Genomic DNA, 18,371 nt, shown 5'->3' on the forward strand with positions numbered 1-18,371 from the left:
AAGAGGCTTCGCCTCAGGCAGCCAAGTTTCACTCAAAGTGCTTCGCCGGTGGTTGCTCTACCAGGTGAATCCAGGCGGAAGAGGGGCCGGGCGGGTGCAGGTGGAATCGATGTGGACGTGGCGGGATTCGGCGGAGGATTCGAGGAAGGCGTGCATGGTGTCGAGCACGTGGTAGGCCATTTCTCCGTTGGCCCGGTGCGGGCGATTTTCCTGCATTGCAACCACCATGTCGGCCAAGCCGATTCCGCGGGAGTTTTCCGCGTAGGCGTGAGTGTGAGCGAGCTCCTCCCATTCGGTCTGTCCGCCCTTTCGCAGGAAAATCTGTCCGCCAAAAGTGTTGGGATTGGGAATCGAGAGACTCCCGAGGGATCCGTAGATTTCGATTTGTGGAAGGCGGTGCCCCCAGACGTCGAAGCTGGTGATCAGGTTGCCGATGGCCCCGTTTTCAAAATCGATAACGCCGGCGACATGGGTGGGAGTGTTGACCGGGATCGTTTCTCCGCGTCTTGGCTCACTTCCAATCTCCCGTTCGGTGAAACTGGCGCGGGCCGACGAGCAGACCCGGGCCATGGGACCGATCAGGTTGATCAGGGCGGTGAGGTAATAGGGACCCATGTCGAAAAGAGGGCCCGCTCCCGGTTGGTAGAAAAAATCGGGATTCGGGTGCCAACCTTCGGGACCGTGGGTCATCATGAAGGCGGTCGCGCCGATTGGTTCTCCGATCGCGCCGTCATCGATCCATTTGCGGGCGGTTTGGATCCCGGCGCCGAGAAAGGTGTCGGGGGCGCAGCCGACTCGGAGTCGGCGGGCTTTGGCGACGGCGAGGATCTCGCGGCCTTCCTCCCGGGTAATCGCGAGCGGCTTTTCATTGTAGACGGATTTTCCGGCTTCGAGGGCGGCGATGGCGACGGTGGCGTGGGCGGCGGGATGGGTGAGGTTGAGAACGAGATCGATATCCGGATCGGCGAGCAATTCGTTGAGATCGAGCACCCGGGGGATATTGTATTCGCGGGCATGACGTTCCGCCGCCTCCCGGTTGAGATCGCAGCAAGCGGCGATCTCAAACACGGGAAATTTTTGGGGCGATTGGAAGTAAATGCCGCAGATTTTTCCGCAGCCGACGACGCCGATCCGGGTTTTCGTGACGATCTTATTCCTCGACATAGAAGGGGAAATTGGCGGTTCCGATTCTGCCGGTCGGGCTGTAGGCGTAGAAATACAACCGGAAGGCCCCGCTCTCGTCTGGCGCGGCGAAGCGGACCCGATTGCGGTCGAGTTTTTCGATTTCCTCCTCGCGACTGGCGACATTGATCGGTTGGCTGCCTTGTTGATGTTCGATCACCCGCACCTCGGGAAGGACCTCCCAACGTAATTCCAATTGGTCGGCCTCGTCGTGAAGGTATTCGACTTCGGCTTCGAGAATTTGGCTGCGGCTCACCCGGAAATTGTCTTCGGGTTGTTTCCCTTCGATGGAAAGGGAACGGACGTCGGGTGCCCGGTCTTTGGGCCAGGAACCGGTCCAATTGTAGGTCATCACGTCGACGACGGAATTGGGTTCGCCGTTTTCATAGAACAAGCTGTACCACGTCGAGGTGCCCTTGGGCACGAAGCCCCATTTGAAAACGAATGTGCCGACGCAGCGGTCGGTGTCTTCGATCAACCGTTGATAACGGCGGTCGTAGATATCCGCCTTCACTCCGCTGGGCGGTTCCACGGGGGCACCCCATTCGGTTTTGAAACTCGAACCGGCCCAGGTGCCGTCGATGCCGAATTCAGTCACCGCGTAGGGGCCGACCCATCCGGCTTCCCGTATCCTCTGTTTGGTGACAGTGTAGCCGCCGTAGACGTTGACTCCGAGAATGTCGATGTGGGGGGCGCGGTCGCGGACCGCTTGGATGCGGTCGATGGCGGTGCCGGCCAGAACGGCCATGGTGGGACGGTAAGGATCGACCTCTTTGATGAATCGCGCGATATCGTCGACGGCGTCCCAGAGGATCGGATCGGCTCCACCTCCTTCGACTTCGTTTCCTACCCCCCAGGCGAGAATGGCGGGGTGGTGTTTGTATTCAAGAACGGACTGGGTGAGGCGGTCGTATTGCTCCTTTACACGGGCGGTGTTGTGGTAATCGAAGCCCTGGCGCTCGTGTTGCATCCATAGGCCGACCACTACAGCCAAGCCCCGTTCGTGGGCTTCGTCGAGGAGGCGTCCGCCCTCGAGGTGATTGATTCCCCAAGTCCGGATGGTGTTTGCTCCGGCGGCGACTGCTTCGTCCAAGTATTCGAATCCGGAGCAACCCTTGATGTAAAACGGTTCTCCGCCGCGGGTCAGATAAAAGCGGTCGCCATCCTGTTCGATGGTGACGGGAATGATTCCCGGCGGTGGTTCGGCTTCCACCCGGGAACATCCGGAAAGAAGAGCGGCGGCGAGGCCGGTCAGTGCGGTGAGGTTGAGTAGCTTGGAGGATGTCATAAAGGAATGTTTCAGTATTTGGAAAAGGGGTCAGGTTTCAAGTCGCTCGCGGAAGTCGCTCAACATCCCGGCGTGATTCTCCACGAGGGATTCGAACCCGGGCTGTTTGGCGAGATTAGTCGTTTCGCCGGGATCTTCCTGCAGGTCGAACAACTGAACGAACGGGTCGCTGTCGTATTTGATATACTTATACCGATCCGAGCGGACCATATTTCCCCCGGCGGCCGCCTCGGCCACGACGTATTCCCGGCTTGGGCGGGCGGATTGGTGTTCCTGGAGAAAGTCGATACCGGGAAGTCTTCCGGGTGCCGGAATCCCGGCCGCGGCGCAAAACGTCGGCATCAGATCGATTCCGGAAACGAAGGTCTTCGTGTCGGTCTGGTTTGCCGGCAGGCGGTTCGGCCAAACGACGGTGAACGGGACGCGGACGGACTCTTCGTAGAGGAATGCCTTGGTGGCCAGCCGGTGGTGGCCGTTTCCTTCGCCGTGGTCGGAGGTGTAGACCAGCAAAGTATTTTCCGCTTCACCGGAAGCTTCGAGGGCATCGAGGACCAGTCCGAGGGTGGCGTCGACCATGTTGCAGAATCGGAAATACATCCAACGGTAAAGCCGCCAGTCGAGGTCCTCCCAGTTGGCGTGGGTCGTGCGACGGTCGGATCCTCGGATACGCGCGCGGAAAACCGCCGATTCCTCCGGAAGGTTGAAATAGTTATGCGGTAGTGGGGGCAGATTTTCGACTCCACCCCAGGCGATGTTTTCCTGCAGCGAAGGGAGCATCGAAATCTGGCAAATGTCGTGGGGATTCATCAGCGACACGTGCATCAGGAACGGTTTGTCCCGGTTCCGGTCGAGCAAATAGGAGCGGGCGAACTCCGCCCGGCTTTGATCGCTGTATTGGCCGGCTGGATGCGCTCCGGCGAAGAATTTGTAACTGCTGGCCGGGTCTCGTCCGCTGACGCTCCATTTCCCGATGTGAATCGTCTCGTAGCCATGGGAGCCGAACCATTGTCCGAGGTCGACGAGGTCTTCGCGGATCCTGCTTCCACCTCCGAACGCGCCGTGTTCGGATGACATTCGTCCCGTGATCCAGGAACCACGGGCCGGGGTGCAAGTCGGATTGGCGGCATAGGACCGGCGGAAGTCGACTCCCGCCGCGGCGATACGGTCCGACTGCGGGGTCTGAACGTAAGGGCAGCCGAGATAACCGAACGTGTCCGGATGCCATTGATCAGTGGTGAGCAGAAGGATATTCGGTTTGCGGGAGCGAACGATGGCGGGAGCCTGGCCATGAGCCCACCCCGGAAGGGCGCCGGCGACGGTCGCGGCGGCGCAGCTCTTGATGAAATCTCGACGGGAAACGGGCATCTCGCGTGAACGAATCAGCTTTCCAGGCGGGACTGGAAGTCGGAAAGCATCTCGGCGTGCCGGGTGATCGTGGCGGCGAGGTCCGGGCGGTCCGCCAGGTTGACGGTTTCATCGGGATCTTCCTGAAGATCGAAGAATTGAATGAACGGATCACCGTCGTATGCGATATATTTATACCGTTCGGACCGGACCATATGGCCGCCGGCGGCCGCGACCGAGACAATGTATTCCCGCGCGGCCTGGCCCGATTCATGGGCTTGAAGGAAGTCGATGCCGGGCAGATTTTTCGGCTGCGGGATTCCGGCGGCGGCGCAGAAAGTCGGCATGAGATCCATGCCGGAAATCATGGTCAGGGAGTCACTCTGATTGGCGGGCAGACGTCCGGGCCAGACGACGGTGAAAGGAACTCGGGCGGATTCCTCGTAAAGGAAAGACTTGGTGGCCAGCCGGTGATGACCGTTTCCTTCGCCGTGGTCGGACGTGTAAACGAGGAGAGTGTTTTCGGCTTCGCCGGAAGCCTCCAGGGCGTCCAGAACCAGGCCGAGGGTCGCATCCACCATATTGCAGTAACGGAAATACATCAGGCGGTAGAGTTGCCAGTCGAGGTCGTCCCAGTTGAGATGGTTGAACCGACGCTCGGATCGGCGAATTCGTTGTTTGAATACATTCGATTCCTCGGGACGATGGAAATAATTCCGGGGAAGTTCCGGCAACTCGTCGGGGTCGTGCCAGGTGACATTGCCCTTCATCGACGGCAGCATCGAAATTTGGCAGATGTCGTGCGGATTCATCATGGCGACGTGCATGAGGAACGGTTTGTCGCGATTTCGATCCAACAGGTAGGACCGGGCGAACTCGGAGCGGCTTTGGTCGCTGTATTGGCCCGCGGGATGGGCGCCAGCGAAGACCTTGAAACTACTGGCCGGGTCGCGTCCGGGAACATGCCATTTTCCGATATGGACGGTTTCGTAGCCGTGGTCGCCGAACCATTGCCCGAAGTCCGGCAGGTCGTCGCGCAACGGATGTGCTCCGCCGCCCACGGTCGCCCGGTGCTCCGATGGCATCCGGCCGGTCATCCATGAAGCGCGGGCGGGCGTGCAAACCGGATTGGTCGCGTAAGACCGGCGGAAGTCGACCCCCATTGCCGCGATGCGATCGGAGTTCGGGGTCCTGACGTAAGGGCATCCGAGGTAACCGAATGCGTCCGGGTGCCACTGGTCGGTGCTCAGCAGCAGGATGTTTGGTTTCTTTCGGCGGACAACGGCAGGGGCCTGGCCGGAACTCCAGAAAGGAATAGTGGCCGCCGCCGCCGCTCCTGCGGTGGCGCAGGTTTTGATGAAATCGCGGCGGGAAAAGGGACCCGGAGAATGGCTCATGACAAGTCCTCCATGGTTTGCAGGAACAGGGCGCGATTGGGACCGACGCAGATATAAATCACGACGCCATGTTGGTTCACCCAAAACTCGACCGGGAGGTTGGCCGGATAGTCCAAGGCATAACCGCGAAGCCCCCGGGCCATCGGATGCTCGGTGACCAATTTCGGAATCGGAATCAGTCTCGCTCCGGGGTTGATGACCGAAACGTCTTCCAGGACCGACGTTTCGGAAGATTTTGGATGGGGTTCCAGATGCGTGGGGAAATCCGCGAGCAAGGAATAGAGGGAGGTGAGGGAGGCGACCCTTTCGGTTCGGGCAAACTCCTCGGTCCGGCGGCTGACGAGTTTCGCCTGCCCCTGGCTCCATTCGCCCGATTCGCGAAAGTTCCGGATCCCTGGACTGCCTCGGAACTGTTGCTCGAAATCCCAACTTACGGGAGACCGCCAATCGTTCCGTTGGACCCGCATGGTTCCGTCGAGAACATGGCGGACCCCGAGGTCCTTCTGATGACGGATTTTCAATTGAAGAAGATCATCACCGTTGTCTATTTTTTCGATGATCATCCCCGTCCGGTCATCGACGTTGGGCAGAAGGTTGCCATCTTCGTCAAATTCCCGGAGAAACCAGCGGATGACGCGTTCGCCGTAGGTCAGCCGGCAATGCGAGGAAGGCCGTGCCTCAAGGATCAACCGCTCGTCGACCTTGAAATGAGCGGGCATGATTTGAAAGGGGTGCCACATGAGATAAGTCCGATTTTCACGCGGGGCGACATTGCCCGCGAACTGAAACCACTTTAACGGAAGGTGGGGGATCAGACAATGGCAGTTTGTACTCCAATTCCTGTCGGTTCCTGCTCGGGTGGGTTTTGAGAGTGGTGCCGTACTCACCGCCATCTCCGGAGGGCCCGATGCCTTTCCCGGCTCTCCGCTATGAAATGCCAGCAATGAAGGTGGTAAAGGCCATGGCGAAACGAGCCTGGATCCTATTATGATCGAGGAATGGGAAAACCGGGAATGATCTGTATATGTCTCGCGGTAATCTTTCTATTTGGCGGAGGGAGCGGGCACGCGGCGTTGAGATTGCCGGCGGTGATCGGGGATTCGATGGTGTTGCAGCGCGAGACGGAGGTGCCGGTTTGGGGATGGGCGGAACCAGGGGAGCGGGTGACGGTGGAATTCGCCGGGAGGAGTTGGATGACCCAGGCCGGCGACGACGGACGGTGGCGGGTCGAATTGGAGCCGATGAAGGCAAATTGGGAAGGGCGGACGCTCGCGATATCGGCGGGAGAGGAGCGGATCGAGTTGGCGGACGTGTTGGTCGGGGAAGTTTGGCTTTGTGCGGGCCAGTCGAACATGCAGATGGGATTGGCGCGCACGGAAGACGGGGAACGGGCGGTGGTCGAGGCGACGCATCCCGGGATCCGGTTGTTCAACGTGGCGAACCATATCGTGGAGCGGGGCGAAGACTTGACCGGCAGTTGGGCGGTCTGTTCGCCGGAAAGCGCGGCTAGGTTTTCCGGAGTCGGGTATTGGTTTGGGCGGAAATTGCAGGAGCGACTCGAGGTGCCGGTCGGGCTGATCAACAGCTCCTGGGGCTCGACTCAGGCGGAAGGATGGACGCCGGTGGAGGCATTGGGAGAGGTGGAGGCGTTGCGGGGATTTTTGGAACGGGACGCGGCGAGGGAACGGGAGCGGCCCCGGCGTCAAGCCGAGCACGAGGAGCGGGTGGCGCAATGGCGCGAGGAAGCGGAACGGATTCGGGGCGAAGGGGGAACACCGCCCGCGCCACCCCGCGTGCCGAATGTGCTGCGGCCGCAATCGATGGCGGGGAGTCTCTTTGATTCGATGGTTCATCCGTTGATCCCATTCGGGATCCGGGGAGTGGTCTGGTATCAAGGGGAAGGGAACCTTGGGCGCGCGGAGCAATACCGGATCCTTTTACCGGTGATGATCGACGCGTGGCGAGAGCGCTGGGGGCGGGGCGAGTTTCCGTTCGGAATCGTCCAACTGCCGAATCACCGGCCGGTAGCGGAGGAGCCCGGCGCCGAGTCGATCTGGGCCGAACTGCGGGCGGCTCAGTCGGACGTCCACCGGCGGGTCGCGAACACCGGACTGGTGGTCACCATTGACATCGGGGACGCCGATGACGGCCATCCCCGGAACAAACGTGACGTCGGGCTGCGGTTGGCCCGCTGGGCATTGGCCGACGTCTACGGCTGGCCGTTGCTCGCGGGCGGTCCGGTTTTCCGGGAGGTCGTCGTGGATGGGGATGACGTAATAATCACCTTCGACCGGGTGGGGGAAGGATTGCGAACCCTCGATGGCGAAGCCCCGCGCGGTTTCGCGATGCGAGGGGAGGACGGGTGGTGGAAATGGGCCAAGGCGCAAATTGCGGCGAACGATCAGGTCTTAATTCGAGGAGCCGGGAGAGGTTCGGCGATGACCATTCGTTATGCCTGGTCCGATAATCCCGGAGACCTCAACCTCTCCAACGAAACCGGATTGCCCACGAAACCGTTTCGGGCGGACTCGGAGGATGAAACGCAGCCTGGGCATTGACTTGGGATGCTTGACAGGCGGTGGGTTATTACATTTGTTATACCTATGGCCATTGAAACTAAAGTTCGCCGGATTGGGAATTCGCTCGGGATTGTGCTTCCGAAGGAGGCGTTGCACCAGTTGAAGGTGGAGGAAGGGGCTACGATTTACCTCACGGGGGACGCCGGAGGTGCGATGCGGTTGACCCCTGACCGTCCGGGGTTTAAGGAAAAAATGGCGATCGCGGAGGATCTGATGAACCGCTACCGCAACGCGCTGCGCGAACTTGCCAAATGAACGAGCCCTCCTGGCTGGAGCGCAGTGTAGTCCTCGCTGTCCACGCCGAACTCCTTGATCGCTTCGGCGGATTAGATGGTGTTCGCGACAATGGCTTGCTTGAGGCGGCACTCGATCGGCCGCGCAATCGTTTTGCCTACGAATCGCCTGCGCCGGACCTCTCCGTCCTCGCCGCCGCCTACGCGGGGGGTATCGTGGGCAATCATCCGTTCGCGGACGGAAACAAGCGGACCGGATTTGTCGCGGCCGCCCTCTTTTTGGAGACGAACGGCCTTCGGTTCATCGCTCCCGAGGAGGAGGCGGTCGAACGAACGCTGGCCCTCGCCGCACGCGCCATCGGCGAGAGCGAATACGCCGACTGGCTGCGTCGGTCCAGCCAGCCCCGCCCAGACAAAGAGTAGGCTGGTGAGGCAAAGCCTGTCTACCCGGAACCGTAGAACGCCAATACGGGTGGGCTCAACTGTACACCCGGGAACTTGTTGCAGCCGATAGCGGAATTCCGCTTTCTTCCAATATGCACTCGGTTCGATTGATGAACCTGATTCGGATTCTCTCAAACCCTGGCAATATCACGAGAGATGTTTTTCCATGACGAACCTTGATTACGGAATTTTGATTGTTTACCTGGTCGGCATTGTGCTGGTCGGTGTTTTGCTGTCGCGACGCAACCGCACCAGCGCCGACATGTTCGCCGCCGGTGGGCAGTCGCCCTGGTGGACATCGGGACTGAGCGCCTTCATGACGATGTTTTCCGCCAATACCTTCGTGGTGTGGGGAGGGATTGGATACAGACTCGGGTTTACCGCCGTAGCCATCAACCTGATGTATGGTATCGCGGCGATCGCGGTTGGTTATTTTGTCGCGGGACACTGGAAACGAATCGGCGTGCGGACGCCGGCCGAGTATATCCAATTGCGATTCGGCAGCGGCGCGCTGCACTTTTACACGTGGGCGATGATGATCTTCCGGATCGTCGGCACGGCGGGGGCGCTCTACGCGTTGGCCACGATCCTGGTAGCGTTGATGCCTTTGGCTGAAGGGAACATCCTGCGGGATCCGGCGACCGGAAACCTCAGTCTCACCTGGGCGATCCTGATCTTCGGGGCGATCGTGGTTTTTTACACGATGATTGGCGGTCTCTGGGCGGTGCTGATGACCGACGTCCTGCAGTTTATCATTTTGAACCTGGCGATCGCGTTTGTTGTCCCGCTCGTCTTGTTGCAAGCCGGCGGATTCGGTGAATTTGTCCAGGCGGCGCCGGAAGGGTTTTTCGCGGCGACCGGGGGAACTTATACCTGGTTCTTCCTGGCGGGCTGGTGTGCGATTCATTTCTTTATGATCGGGGCCGACTGGGCGTTCGCTCAGCGGTTTATTTGCGTGCCGAATGTTCGGGACGCGCGCCGGAGCACCTATCTGTTCGGGGCTCTTTACCTGGGCAGCCCTTTCCTGTGGCTGTTGCCGCCGATTGTCTGGCGGGTGATCGAGCCGATTCCGGAAGGAGCGACGGCGGAGACGATCCGGCATCTGTCTGAGACGGCCTATATCAATTCGGTGGCGGCGGTCCTGCCGGCGGGAATGGTCGGTTTGATGGTGGCGGCGATGTTTTCCGCGACCGCCAGTATGGTGAGTTCGCAGTTGAACGTCTTTTCGGGAGTGTTGACCCACGACATTTACCGGCCGTTGCGAAAAGTGGCGGAGACCTCGCGTGAGTTGGTGACTGCCGGCCGAGTCTTCACCATCCTGCTGGGCATCGTGATCATTGGCATCGCGCTGGCGATTCCGGCCCTGGGAGGGGCGGAGCGGGTCATTGTCGGCATCACCGAACTGATGGTGGTGGCGTTGCTCGCCCCGGCGGTTTGGGGACTCTTCAGCCGGACGATCAACGGCAAGGCGGTTTGGATAACCGGTGGCATCGGTTTGGGGGCGGGGCTCCTTGTCCGGGGCGGTTTGGCGGCGGGTGGTTTGCTGGAAGATGTCGTCGGGTTCCAGACGCTGGCCCAATGGGTCCAGGCCAATGGCACCTATGTGACCACCTTCACTGGAGTGGTGTTGCCGATCGCGATTTTGGGGGTGATCCAGCTGCTGACGAAGAAGCCGGCTGCCGGGTACGCCCGGGTGGAGGCGTTGGCCAAGACACGCCACGAGGAAGACGCGGCGTCGCCGTCGCTGCCGAGCAGGATGCCGGCGATCATTGTGGGTTGGGCGCTGTTGATATGCGCGGTGATGATGACGGTTTTGGTGGTCGTGAACCAGGACGGAGGAGATCGGTTGGTGATCGGAATCTTTGGTGCCATCGTTCTGCTGCTGGGAATCGCAGTTCTGTTTGGTTCACGAAAGATCGCTGACAAGACTGGTCTCGGTTCCAAGACTGATTAGGGTGAGGTAAGCTCGTTCAGACAACGTTCGTTATGAGATCGATCGCCCGAAACCTTAGACTTGGCACGTTCCGGGTATTCATTTTGTGGGGACTTCTTGTTGGGGGAGGCTTGCGGGGGGAGCTGCCCGAAGAGTTCCGTGCTCGTGGGGGACTTCCGCATTTTTACGCCAAGCTTGAAGCGGGTGAGGGCGTTCGGGTCGCCTTCCTGGGGGGGAGTATCACGGCCGCCAACGGCTGGCGACCGGGGATTCTGGAGGAATTGCGCCAGGCATATCCGCGGGGCATCAGATTTATACCGGAGTGCTCGCGAACGCGATGAAACGGTTGGTTGCTGAACCGGCGGAACCCCTTAAACTTCACTGTTCATACGGGCTGGGGGGCGATCAGGTTTTCGCGCGAAGCGCTTTGGAGTGCTGGTGCGTCCCCGCACCGCTTTCGAACGGCCGGCGACAGCCGCACGCCCGGCAGTCATCCGACGGTCCAAGCTCTTCCGCACGCCCGAAAGCTCCGCGGGGACGCGTAGCACTCCAAAGAGGCTCCGCCTCAAAAACCAGTTTCATTCTATGTCGCGTTTGGCATTTATCAGACCGGACCGTCGACGAGCGACGTGGATTGCGGAAGATCCTGGCACCGTTCTCCATTTCACCTTCACGGGAACGACGTTTGGAATCGCCGGAATCAAGGGCCCGGATTCAGGGTTGTTCCGAGTCGAAGTGGAAGGCAGGGAGGGGCTAGTCGCGACTCTTTTTGACAGCGCTTGTCGAGCGGAGCGATATCGCATCCGACGCTGGATGTACCCGGAAGAACTTTCTCCGGGCACCTACACGATCAGAGTCGAATTGCTCGAGACGGCCCCCGATAAGGCGGCCATCCTCGGAGAGCCGCAGGAATATCTTCTCACCGATCCGGCGTTTGCGCGAAACGCGTTGATTCTCGCAGACCTGATCGTGGTGGAGGTCGAAAACGGTGGTGCCGCCGGCCATGACATCAAGTAAGGAATAAGGGCCGGCCAAGTTCTTAAAATGAAAGCATCGGATCAGAAGGATTTGCGACGTCCCTTACGCCTTTTGATCACGACGGCGCTCTTGTTTTTATCTCCTTGGCTGTTACCCATTACGGTCGGAGAATCGCCAAAAACCACGGTCCTCGACGTGAAGGTCGACGGTGGCGGCTACAAGTTGATCGTCGAACCCAATCCCTTTCGATTTGCCTTCACGGATTCAGCAGGGGTGATCCAAGTGCCTCCTCATGCCGACTACGGTATGTCGATTAACCGGCACCCGGTTGTCATTGTGAAGACGGTCGACAGTGAAGATAACGAATTCATTGTCGAATCGAAGGACGGCATAAACGCGCTTGTCCGGTTTCACCTTGAGGAAGGGCACGTCGCTGTGACAGTGACTCCCACTGATGGCAGGCTTCACGAAATCGCACTCCAACTGGGGGGCATGGCTGCCGCTTACGGTCTCGGTGATCACGGAGGATATCATGACACTTTAAACCTCGTCGGTGGCGAATTGACTCGGTTTGATATTCAAAATAGCGGTGGCCGGTATCGATGGCTCAGTTCCTTTGTGATCTTTCCTCAGAACCAACTGGCGGGCGTTGTTTTTGGCGGGCAGGCGCGTTCTGTGGAACTCGGACCTGAGCAGTATACCATGACCGTCGATACTGCAGGTCCGATTACCTTTCACTATTTCGTCGGCAACCCCCATAGCATTTATGGGAACTATCTTGCTGTTCGACAACGGAAAGGATACCCAAATATCAGACCGAAATTCCGGCTCTTCGAGCTGGGGTGGGAGTCGTGGGCAGCGCTTGGTTGGCAGGTGAACTCCGATACGGTTCTTCGTTCTATCAGCGATTTTCAGCGGGATGGCTATCCGATCCGCTGGGCGGTGACCGGGTCGGGATTTTGGCGGGAAGGCGGAACCACGACCAGTTTCGGCGAATTTGGTGACCCTTTTCCCGATCCCCGGAAATTTAGAGAGCAGCTTCACGAACGAGATGTTAAATGGTTGATTGGTTTGCGCACCAATTTTGTTCCGCCGGGAGGCCCGTACAAACCGTATACAGATCGGCGAAATGTGAATTTAAAAGTTGAACATTTTGACGGTAATCCTTTATCCGAAATCGGTGTGAATGAAGGTTATTTCCTCATGGACGAGGAAGGCGAACTTGTCACCCTAAGATCCGGTGTTTTTCCGCTCGTGAGCACTTACCTTCTGGATGGGCGCAATAAGGCGGCTGCAAAGTGGTTCGCCGAGAAATACGAAAGATGGAACGTGGATGGTATAAAAGAAGACACCATGCTCTCGGTGGGACCGAAATGGATTGATATTTTCAACGGACCGCAGGAGGAGATTGCGAAGAATGGCGGGTTGGTGATGGCGAGGAATGGAAGCTTTAGTGCGGGCGGGACGCTGCAACGGGTTGAAGACACCTACGGCACGAGATCTTTACAGCGCCGACTGCCAATCAATTACCTCCAGTATGCCGCCTCCGGTGCGCCGAACGTTTATTCCGACACCATCGGCTTCCGAAATATGGATAACTATTCCAAGGAGGTGATGCGACACGGCTGGCTTATGGCGACGACGGCTGGCCTTTCGGTTGGCGAATCACCAGCGAGCTGGGAGCCGAGGCAACAGGAAATGTTCAAGAAGATTATCGATTTTCATTACAAAATCGGTCCCTACCTTTATGATGCCGCGATGAAATCGTATAAAACCGGATATCCCTATACGTTAACTCCTCTTCCAATTGCTCATCCGAACGACTCAGAAGCAGGCAGGACGCCAAACTTTCAATGGATGGCGGGAGAGTCATTACTTGCAGTGCCCCCGGCGAAACGGCCTAATGAAGACATCATTGACGTGTACCTGCCAGAAGGTACTTGGTTTGACTATGAGACAGGTGAACGATACAAAGGGCCGGTGATGTTAAATGATTTTCTAATGCCGGTTGATAAAACACCGGTGTTTGTCGGTGGGAAGGGAGTGCTGGTCCTTAGAGAAAAGAACGACAAGATGTTGCAGGCCCATGTGTATCCATTGGAGCGCGAAGATGATTTGTTTGTTTTTCACCATCCTGACGGTATATCAAAAAGCAGAATTGTGTTAAATAGTTGGGGGGAGGGAAACCCAACCGTAATTGACAATAATACCGGCAAGGGAGTCCCGGTTCAACTAAACAGTCCTCAAGGAAGCATTGTTTTTTCTATCGAACCGGGGCATGATTACAAAATTGTTAAAAAGGATTAAATGATCGTAACCTGCAGTCTGAATTCGCTGTGCAACGAAATGATTACTCTTGGTCGGACGGGCTGCATTTGTGGAGTATTCCATAGTCGCAAGGGACTGATGCGAACTTTCATACAATTTACACATGTTAATAGAAGAAGGCAAACACCAATAACACCCGCTCGCTATCTATTCCGAGATGAGAAGTACAACATTTTCAGCCGCTCTCCTTTCCACCTTCGGATTCCGCACTCTCGTCTCCATGAAAGGGCTCATCCAGACCGGTTCCGGTGCGCGGGTGACCACTGCGCTTTGGTGCAGGCGACCCACGACCGCCACAACACGGCGATCCGACAAGGGGGACGAGGCAATGGTTGTGATGGGACGGCAAGGGTTTCTGCTGGCATCACTGGGCGCAGTTGTTGTGGCACTGCTTTCAGGGTGCAGCGGTGACCACCGGGCCAGCGCGCCAACCAGCGCATTTGGAGAGCCCGAGGGCGTGCTCGCGGCGCCTGGTACGCCCGGGCTCGTCGACGAGGCGGCCTACCAGGCGCGGATCGACGCCTACCTCGCAGCGGCGACGACCAGGCTCAACGCATCGAGCCCGGTGAGCATCATCACCCAGCTCATCGCGTCGCATCGGAACCCGGACCATGTGTGGGACCCATCACAAGTGACGGTCGAATCGCTCGGCGAGGTATGGGAGCGGATCGACCAGTGGCAAGACACTCGCGACTTCCGCTTCATGTATCTGCACTGGATCATTGAGCTCGCCGACGGCTCCTCGGAGATGACCAGAATCGACCCAGAGGTGATCGAAGCGGTGGAGCAGCGGATGGCCGACAATCGGTGGCGCTACGACGACCCTCTTCCCGAAGGGCGTCTCGACAACTTGTGGTTCTGGTCGGAGAACCACCTGATCATCGGCTACGTCGCCGAATACCTCGCCGGGCAGCGCCTGCCGGACGCGACGTTCACGATTACCGGCCTCACCGGCGCGGAGCACGCCGCTCGGTCGAAGCAACCCATCTTGGACTGGGTGCATGAACGGGCACGCTTCGGGTTCTTCGAGTGGCACAGCCACGTATACATGAAAAAAAATCTCGAGGCGCTCCTCACCCTGGTGCGCTTCGCTCAGGATCCCGAACTGGTCGTCGCCGGCGCGATGGCACTCGATCTGTGCGTGCTCGACATGGCCGGCCACAACCACAAGGGGAGCTACACGGCATCGCGGGGCAGGTCCTACGCAATGGACAAAACCGCCCCCCGAGAAAGCACCTTTGACGTGTTCAAGCTGCTCTTCGACGACACTGAGTTCGACTTCCGAGGCGGCGCCGACGCGGGTGCCTCGCTCCTTGCCGGCTGCGACCCCTACCGTCCTCCGCAGGCGTTGATCGACTTGGCTGTCGCCGAGGCTCCCGGAGTGGTGCGCGAGCGTCACGGCATCTGGGTCGACGGATCCGAGCCGGTCACCGAGGACCCTGAGGCGCCGTTCGGCTACGACTTCGATGATCCCGCCAACTTGCCGTTCTGGTGGTCGCAGGGTGCGCTCGGCATGTGGCACCTGACCGGCGTCAGCATGGCCGAAGCCGAACGTTTCCGGATCTTCGAGACCGAGGCGATGCGCGTAGTCCAAGCGCTGATCGCGATCAACGAAGGTGATCCCGACCGGGTGCGCGAGTGGGTGCAGTCAAACCATGCGATTGTGAACTACGGCCACCTCCGCGAAGCCAATACCTACGCCTGGCGCGGCGACGAGGTCGCACTCGCATCGGTGCTGGACCACCGCTTCGGCGAAATACGCGACCAAATCCACGCGTGGCAAGCCACCATCGATCCCGAAGCGTTCGTGTTCACCACCCACCCGGCCACCGACCTTCCAGAGGGCAGTGACCTGGGAGGCGACGGTCGTCCCGGTTATTGGACGGGTGAGGCGTCTATCCCGCGTTCCGCACAACACGAGCGCACCGGAATCCACATCTATCAGCCCGCTTGGGACGAAACGACCGACGAGTTGCTTTGGACGTTCTTCGGCTACCAGGACTACACGCACGCCTTCGTGCCACAGGACCGCTTCAACGAGGTCGTGCGCGACGGCAACTGGACCTTCGTACGCAAGGGCGACGGCTACATCGCACTGTGGTCATGGCGCGAGCCGACGTGGCGCGTATACGACCCGGACATCCATCCCATGCGGGGCATGAGACAGCCCTACGACCTCGTCGCTGAAGGCGGCCCCGACAACGTGTGGATCGTCGAGGTCGGCGACGCCACGGCGTCCGGCTCGTTCGAAGAGTTCATGGCGGCGATCACTGCGTCAGCCCCTGATGTCGAACGAGATGACCACGGGTTCACCGTGACGTGGCGCTCCCCCACCTCGGGCGAGGTGCGCTTTGGGTCCGCCGGAGCGTTCACGGTCGACGGCGAGGAGTACCCGATTCACGACTTCCCACGGCACGAGTCGCTGCTGGGAACGGTCGGCCACCTCGACACCGTCTTCAACCTTAAGAGCGACAACGCAATCCTCGAACTCAATTTCGACACGTGGACCCGCGTGGTCGACGCGATCGAGCGGCCTGCGCAGTCTCGGACAGACGACTAATCGAAGCGGTTGCTGTGGTGCGTCTCAATGATTCGCACCGTGGCTGGACCTCCCGAACACCCGTGTCGAAAGTCTGACGGCGGGTGACACCGTATACATCGAACTCGAAATTCAGTTGCGTTCTTTTCGAGTCGAGCCGGAGCGGAGAGGGTGTCAACTGTCTACCTGCGGTAAAATTGTCGACTCGCTGGATCCCCGGCAACCTTTGTGAAGAAAATTTCTAGGAAAACCCAGTTTCGAATCCACTACCAGGACGAACAAGAAAGTATTAATGATGCGCCGACGTTTGGTCTTTTTTACCGCACTGCTCGCAGTTTCCATCACAACGGCCTGCCACGGGCCCCACCGGCTTGGAGCTTCTCCGTCCGGCGACTTGGATTCCAGACCGGAGCCTCACACCATTGTCCATGTAAAGGATTTTGGCGCCGTGCCGGATGACGGTGAGTGTGACGTGTCCGCCATAACCGCCGCGATCGCGTCGGTTCGAGGAAAGCCGGAGTCGGTGATCGTTTTCGAGGCGGGGGTTTATAATCTGAAGGAAGACTCCGCCACCCGGCGAAACAATCACCTGGCCATGATTCACATGAGGGACTTGGAAGGGATCACGTTGCGTGGTGCGAAAACTGCGGACGGAGAGCCCGCAACCGTGCTGGAGATGAATCTGGAGCTGGACAATGATGTCACGGGCGCAACCCACATCGACATCCGGAATGGCCGGGACATCCGGGTCGAGAACCTGGTTCTCGACCATCAGCCTCGGTTTGCCACCGCCGCGGAGATTGTGGCGATCGATGTGGAGAGAGATGTGGTCGAGATCGAGGTACTGCCCGGGATGCCACATTTCGATGGGATGAAATCCTATTCGGCAAATAATTGGGATCTGGATACGCGGCTCCTTATCCGCGTGCCCGCTTTGACGATTGGCATCGATCAGGGCGCCTTTCGGCGGTGGGAGAAAATCGATGGACAGGAGCGGCGGTATCGAATCGCCGGCTCGGGGTTTTCCGAACGGGTTGCCCTCGGGGAGGGGATTTCCTTTCATTTTAACGTAATTGCCGGGGATGCGCGGACCGTGGACATCTATGGCTCGGAGGATGTTGTATTTGAAAATATATACATCCACAGCACGATTGGCATGTCTGTCGGCGCCGGGGATAACAGAAACCTGACATTCCGCCGATTTCACATAAAACCGGAAGGCAATTCGCTGGTGGTGGGGCCGAGGGATGGTTTCCATATAAACCGAAGCACCGGCCGGCTTCTGATGGATGACGTGGTCGTCAAGGGCGTGCGCTGGGACCCGATCGTCAGTTATACGCAATCAAGGAAGGTGGAAGAGAGAACGGGAGAATCCAGCATCAGGCTTTCCCCTGGAGGTGTCCTGAATCTGCTAAGAGAGGGGGCCGAGGTCATTTTTTGGACAGGCAAGATCCCGCACGCAGCGGTGGTGAAGGAGAGGCATCAGAATGGAATCGTCGAGTTTACTGCCCCGCTTCCCCAGTCGGTAACGGCGGGAACGCATTTCACCCCGGACGCGTGGATATGGAACGAGGCGATTATCAGGAACAGCCTTGTGGAAGCCAATTATGGGACGGCAATTGTTTACCAGAGTGCGAATCTGTTGGTGGAGGATAGTGTTTTTAGAAACAACTCCTATACCAATATTGGACTGGGCCCCACCAGTGGAGGCGCCGGGGTTTTTGCCTGGAATATTGTCATTCGCAACAATCTGTTCGAGCAATCGACCTGGGATGAAAAATACCGAAACTCGGTGAGTGCCCACCGCGGAACAATCACGATGTTTCAGAACCATCCGGATTTTCAGAGCGAAGCGTATAACCGGAACATTCTCATCGAGGACAACATTTTTCGTGATCTCGACGTGGGCGCCCATGCCGCGGCGATCCATGTCAAGAACGCTCGGGATGTGACCTTGCGCCGCAATCAATATGAAAACGTGAACCATGAGGTGATCGTCGATCCCAACTCGACGCACGGCGTCGACGATCAGGGGCCGCTCTCGTTGAGTGATTGAAAACCCAATTACCCCGAGTGTGGTAAAAATCCGAACTAACCTGGAGAATGAAAGACGCCGATAGAAGGAA

14 protein-coding genes are annotated in these 18,371 nt (G+C 58.7%); 8 read left to right on the forward strand and 6 right to left on the reverse strand.

The features are described from left to right. Positions 1 to 57: 57 nt before the first annotated feature. The 5 genes from ACWUI2_RS14800 to ACWUI2_RS14820 are packed head-to-tail and all read right to left on the reverse strand — an operon-like array spanning position 58 to position 5,930. Complete coding sequence (locus tag ACWUI2_RS14800; protein ID WP_486983626.1) at positions 58 to 1,164, reverse strand: Gfo/Idh/MocA family protein; 1,107 nt, start codon at positions 1,162 to 1,164, stop codon at positions 58 to 60. Next, on the reverse strand, positions 1,151 to 2,470 hold the full coding sequence (locus ACWUI2_RS14805; protein ID WP_486983627.1) for a glycoside hydrolase family 2 TIM barrel-domain containing protein: 1,320 nt from the start codon (positions 2,468 to 2,470) through the stop codon (positions 1,151 to 1,153). The genes ACWUI2_RS14800 and ACWUI2_RS14805 overlap by 14 nt, the downstream gene beginning before the upstream one ends. A 30-nt stretch (positions 2,471 to 2,500) precedes the next feature. Further along, positions 2,501 to 3,835 carry a sulfatase-like hydrolase/transferase gene (locus ACWUI2_RS14810; RefSeq protein WP_486983628.1) on the reverse strand — a complete coding sequence of 445 codons (1,335 nt, stop codon included), beginning with the start codon at positions 3,833 to 3,835 and terminating at the stop codon, positions 2,501 to 2,503. A gap of 14 nt (positions 3,836 to 3,849) precedes the next feature. Further along, the gene (locus ACWUI2_RS14815) at positions 3,850 to 5,211 is read right to left on the reverse strand and encodes a sulfatase family protein (protein WP_486983629.1); all 1,362 of its coding nucleotides are present in this window, start codon (positions 5,209 to 5,211) and stop codon (positions 3,850 to 3,852) included. Next, complete coding sequence (locus ACWUI2_RS14820; RefSeq protein WP_486983630.1) at positions 5,208 to 5,930, reverse strand: hypothetical protein; 723 nt, start codon at positions 5,928 to 5,930, stop codon at positions 5,208 to 5,210. The genes ACWUI2_RS14815 and ACWUI2_RS14820 overlap by 4 nt, the downstream gene beginning before the upstream one ends. Positions 5,931 to 6,224: 294 nt before the next feature. Between ACWUI2_RS14820 and ACWUI2_RS14825 the strand changes: the two genes are divergently transcribed. The 7 genes from ACWUI2_RS14825 to ACWUI2_RS14855 all read left to right on the forward strand — a co-directional run bounded on the left by ACWUI2_RS14825 (position 6,225) and on the right by ACWUI2_RS14855 (position 16,266). Next, positions 6,225 to 7,769: a sialate O-acetylesterase gene (locus ACWUI2_RS14825; protein WP_486983631.1), complete on the forward strand. Its 1,545-nt coding sequence runs from the start codon at positions 6,225 to 6,227 to the stop codon at positions 7,767 to 7,769. Positions 7,770 to 7,814: 45 nt separating this feature from the next. Next, positions 7,815 to 8,045, forward strand: a complete 231-nt coding sequence (locus ACWUI2_RS14830) for an AbrB/MazE/SpoVT family DNA-binding domain-containing protein (protein ID WP_486983632.1) — start codon at positions 7,815 to 7,817, stop codon at positions 8,043 to 8,045. Beyond that, the gene (locus ACWUI2_RS14835) at positions 8,042 to 8,446 is read left to right on the forward strand and encodes a type II toxin-antitoxin system death-on-curing family toxin (RefSeq protein ID WP_486983633.1); all 405 of its coding nucleotides are present in this window, start codon (positions 8,042 to 8,044) and stop codon (positions 8,444 to 8,446) included. Before ACWUI2_RS14830 ends, ACWUI2_RS14835 begins: the two co-directional genes overlap by 4 nt. 187 nt (positions 8,447 to 8,633) lie before the next feature. After that, complete coding sequence (locus tag ACWUI2_RS14840; protein WP_486983634.1) at positions 8,634 to 10,421, forward strand: sodium:solute symporter family transporter; 1,788 nt, start codon at positions 8,634 to 8,636, stop codon at positions 10,419 to 10,421. A gap of 792 nt (positions 10,422 to 11,213) precedes the next feature. Continuing rightward, complete coding sequence (locus ACWUI2_RS14845; protein ID WP_486983635.1) at positions 11,214 to 11,417, forward strand: hypothetical protein; 204 nt, start codon at positions 11,214 to 11,216, stop codon at positions 11,415 to 11,417. A gap of 27 nt (positions 11,418 to 11,444) precedes the next feature. Then, positions 11,445 to 13,685 (forward strand): TIM-barrel domain-containing protein, encoded by a 2,241-nt coding sequence (locus tag ACWUI2_RS14850; RefSeq protein WP_486983636.1) that lies wholly within the window; start codon positions 11,445 to 11,447, stop codon positions 13,683 to 13,685. A 241-nt stretch (positions 13,686 to 13,926) separates the two neighbouring features. Next, positions 13,927 to 16,266 carry a hypothetical protein gene (locus tag ACWUI2_RS14855; protein WP_486983637.1) on the forward strand — a complete coding sequence of 780 codons (2,340 nt, stop codon included), beginning with the start codon at positions 13,927 to 13,929 and terminating at the stop codon, positions 16,264 to 16,266. 268 nt (positions 16,267 to 16,534) lie between these two features. Here ACWUI2_RS14855 and ACWUI2_RS14860 read toward each other — a convergent pair whose 3' ends face one another. After that, entirely contained in the window at positions 16,535 to 17,107 is a 573-nt protein-coding gene (locus ACWUI2_RS14860) for a hypothetical protein (protein ID WP_486983638.1), read from the reverse strand. Here ACWUI2_RS14860 and ACWUI2_RS14865 point away from each other — a divergent pair. After that, positions 17,072 to 18,301, forward strand: coding sequence for a right-handed parallel beta-helix repeat-containing protein (locus ACWUI2_RS14865; RefSeq protein WP_486983639.1), 1,230 nt, complete (start codon positions 17,072 to 17,074; stop codon positions 18,299 to 18,301). The genes ACWUI2_RS14860 and ACWUI2_RS14865 overlap by 36 nt on opposite strands. The last annotated feature ends 70 nt before the right edge of the window (positions 18,302 to 18,371 follow it).

This window comes from Verruconatronum alginivorum (assembly GCF_056590205.1).

What these genes read in the sequence shown, in the direction of transcription:
- ACWUI2_RS14800 (WP_486983626.1), bottom strand. Translation starts at nt 1,164, where the DNA reads ATGTCGAGGAATAAGATCGTCACGAAAACCCGGATCGGCGTCGTCGGC.
- ACWUI2_RS14805 (WP_486983627.1), bottom strand. Translation starts at nt 2,470, where the DNA reads ATGACATCCTCCAAGCTACTCAACCTCACCGCACTGACCGGCCTCGCC.
- ACWUI2_RS14810 (WP_486983628.1), bottom strand. Translation starts at nt 3,835, where the DNA reads ATGCCCGTTTCCCGTCGAGATTTCATCAAGAGCTGCGCCGCCGCGACC.
- ACWUI2_RS14815 (WP_486983629.1), bottom strand. Translation starts at nt 5,211, where the DNA reads ATGAGCCATTCTCCGGGTCCCTTTTCCCGCCGCGATTTCATCAAAACC.
- ACWUI2_RS14820 (WP_486983630.1), bottom strand. Translation starts at nt 5,930, where the DNA reads ATGCCCGCTCATTTCAAGGTCGACGAGCGGTTGATCCTTGAGGCACGG.
- ACWUI2_RS14825 (WP_486983631.1), top strand. Translation starts at nt 6,225, where the DNA reads ATGATCTGTATATGTCTCGCGGTAATCTTTCTATTTGGCGGAGGGAGC.
- ACWUI2_RS14830 (WP_486983632.1), top strand. Translation starts at nt 7,815, where the DNA reads ATGGCCATTGAAACTAAAGTTCGCCGGATTGGGAATTCGCTCGGGATT.
- ACWUI2_RS14835 (WP_486983633.1), top strand. Translation starts at nt 8,042, where the DNA reads ATGAACGAGCCCTCCTGGCTGGAGCGCAGTGTAGTCCTCGCTGTCCAC.
- ACWUI2_RS14840 (WP_486983634.1), top strand. Translation starts at nt 8,634, where the DNA reads ATGACGAACCTTGATTACGGAATTTTGATTGTTTACCTGGTCGGCATT.
- ACWUI2_RS14845 (WP_486983635.1), top strand. Translation starts at nt 11,214, where the DNA reads ATGTACCCGGAAGAACTTTCTCCGGGCACCTACACGATCAGAGTCGAA.
- ACWUI2_RS14850 (WP_486983636.1), top strand. Translation starts at nt 11,445, where the DNA reads ATGAAAGCATCGGATCAGAAGGATTTGCGACGTCCCTTACGCCTTTTG.
- ACWUI2_RS14855 (WP_486983637.1), top strand. Translation starts at nt 13,927, where the DNA reads ATGAAAGGGCTCATCCAGACCGGTTCCGGTGCGCGGGTGACCACTGCG.
- ACWUI2_RS14860 (WP_486983638.1), bottom strand. Translation starts at nt 17,107, where the DNA reads ATGTGGCATCCCGGGCAGTACCTCGATCTCGACCACATCTCTCTCCAC.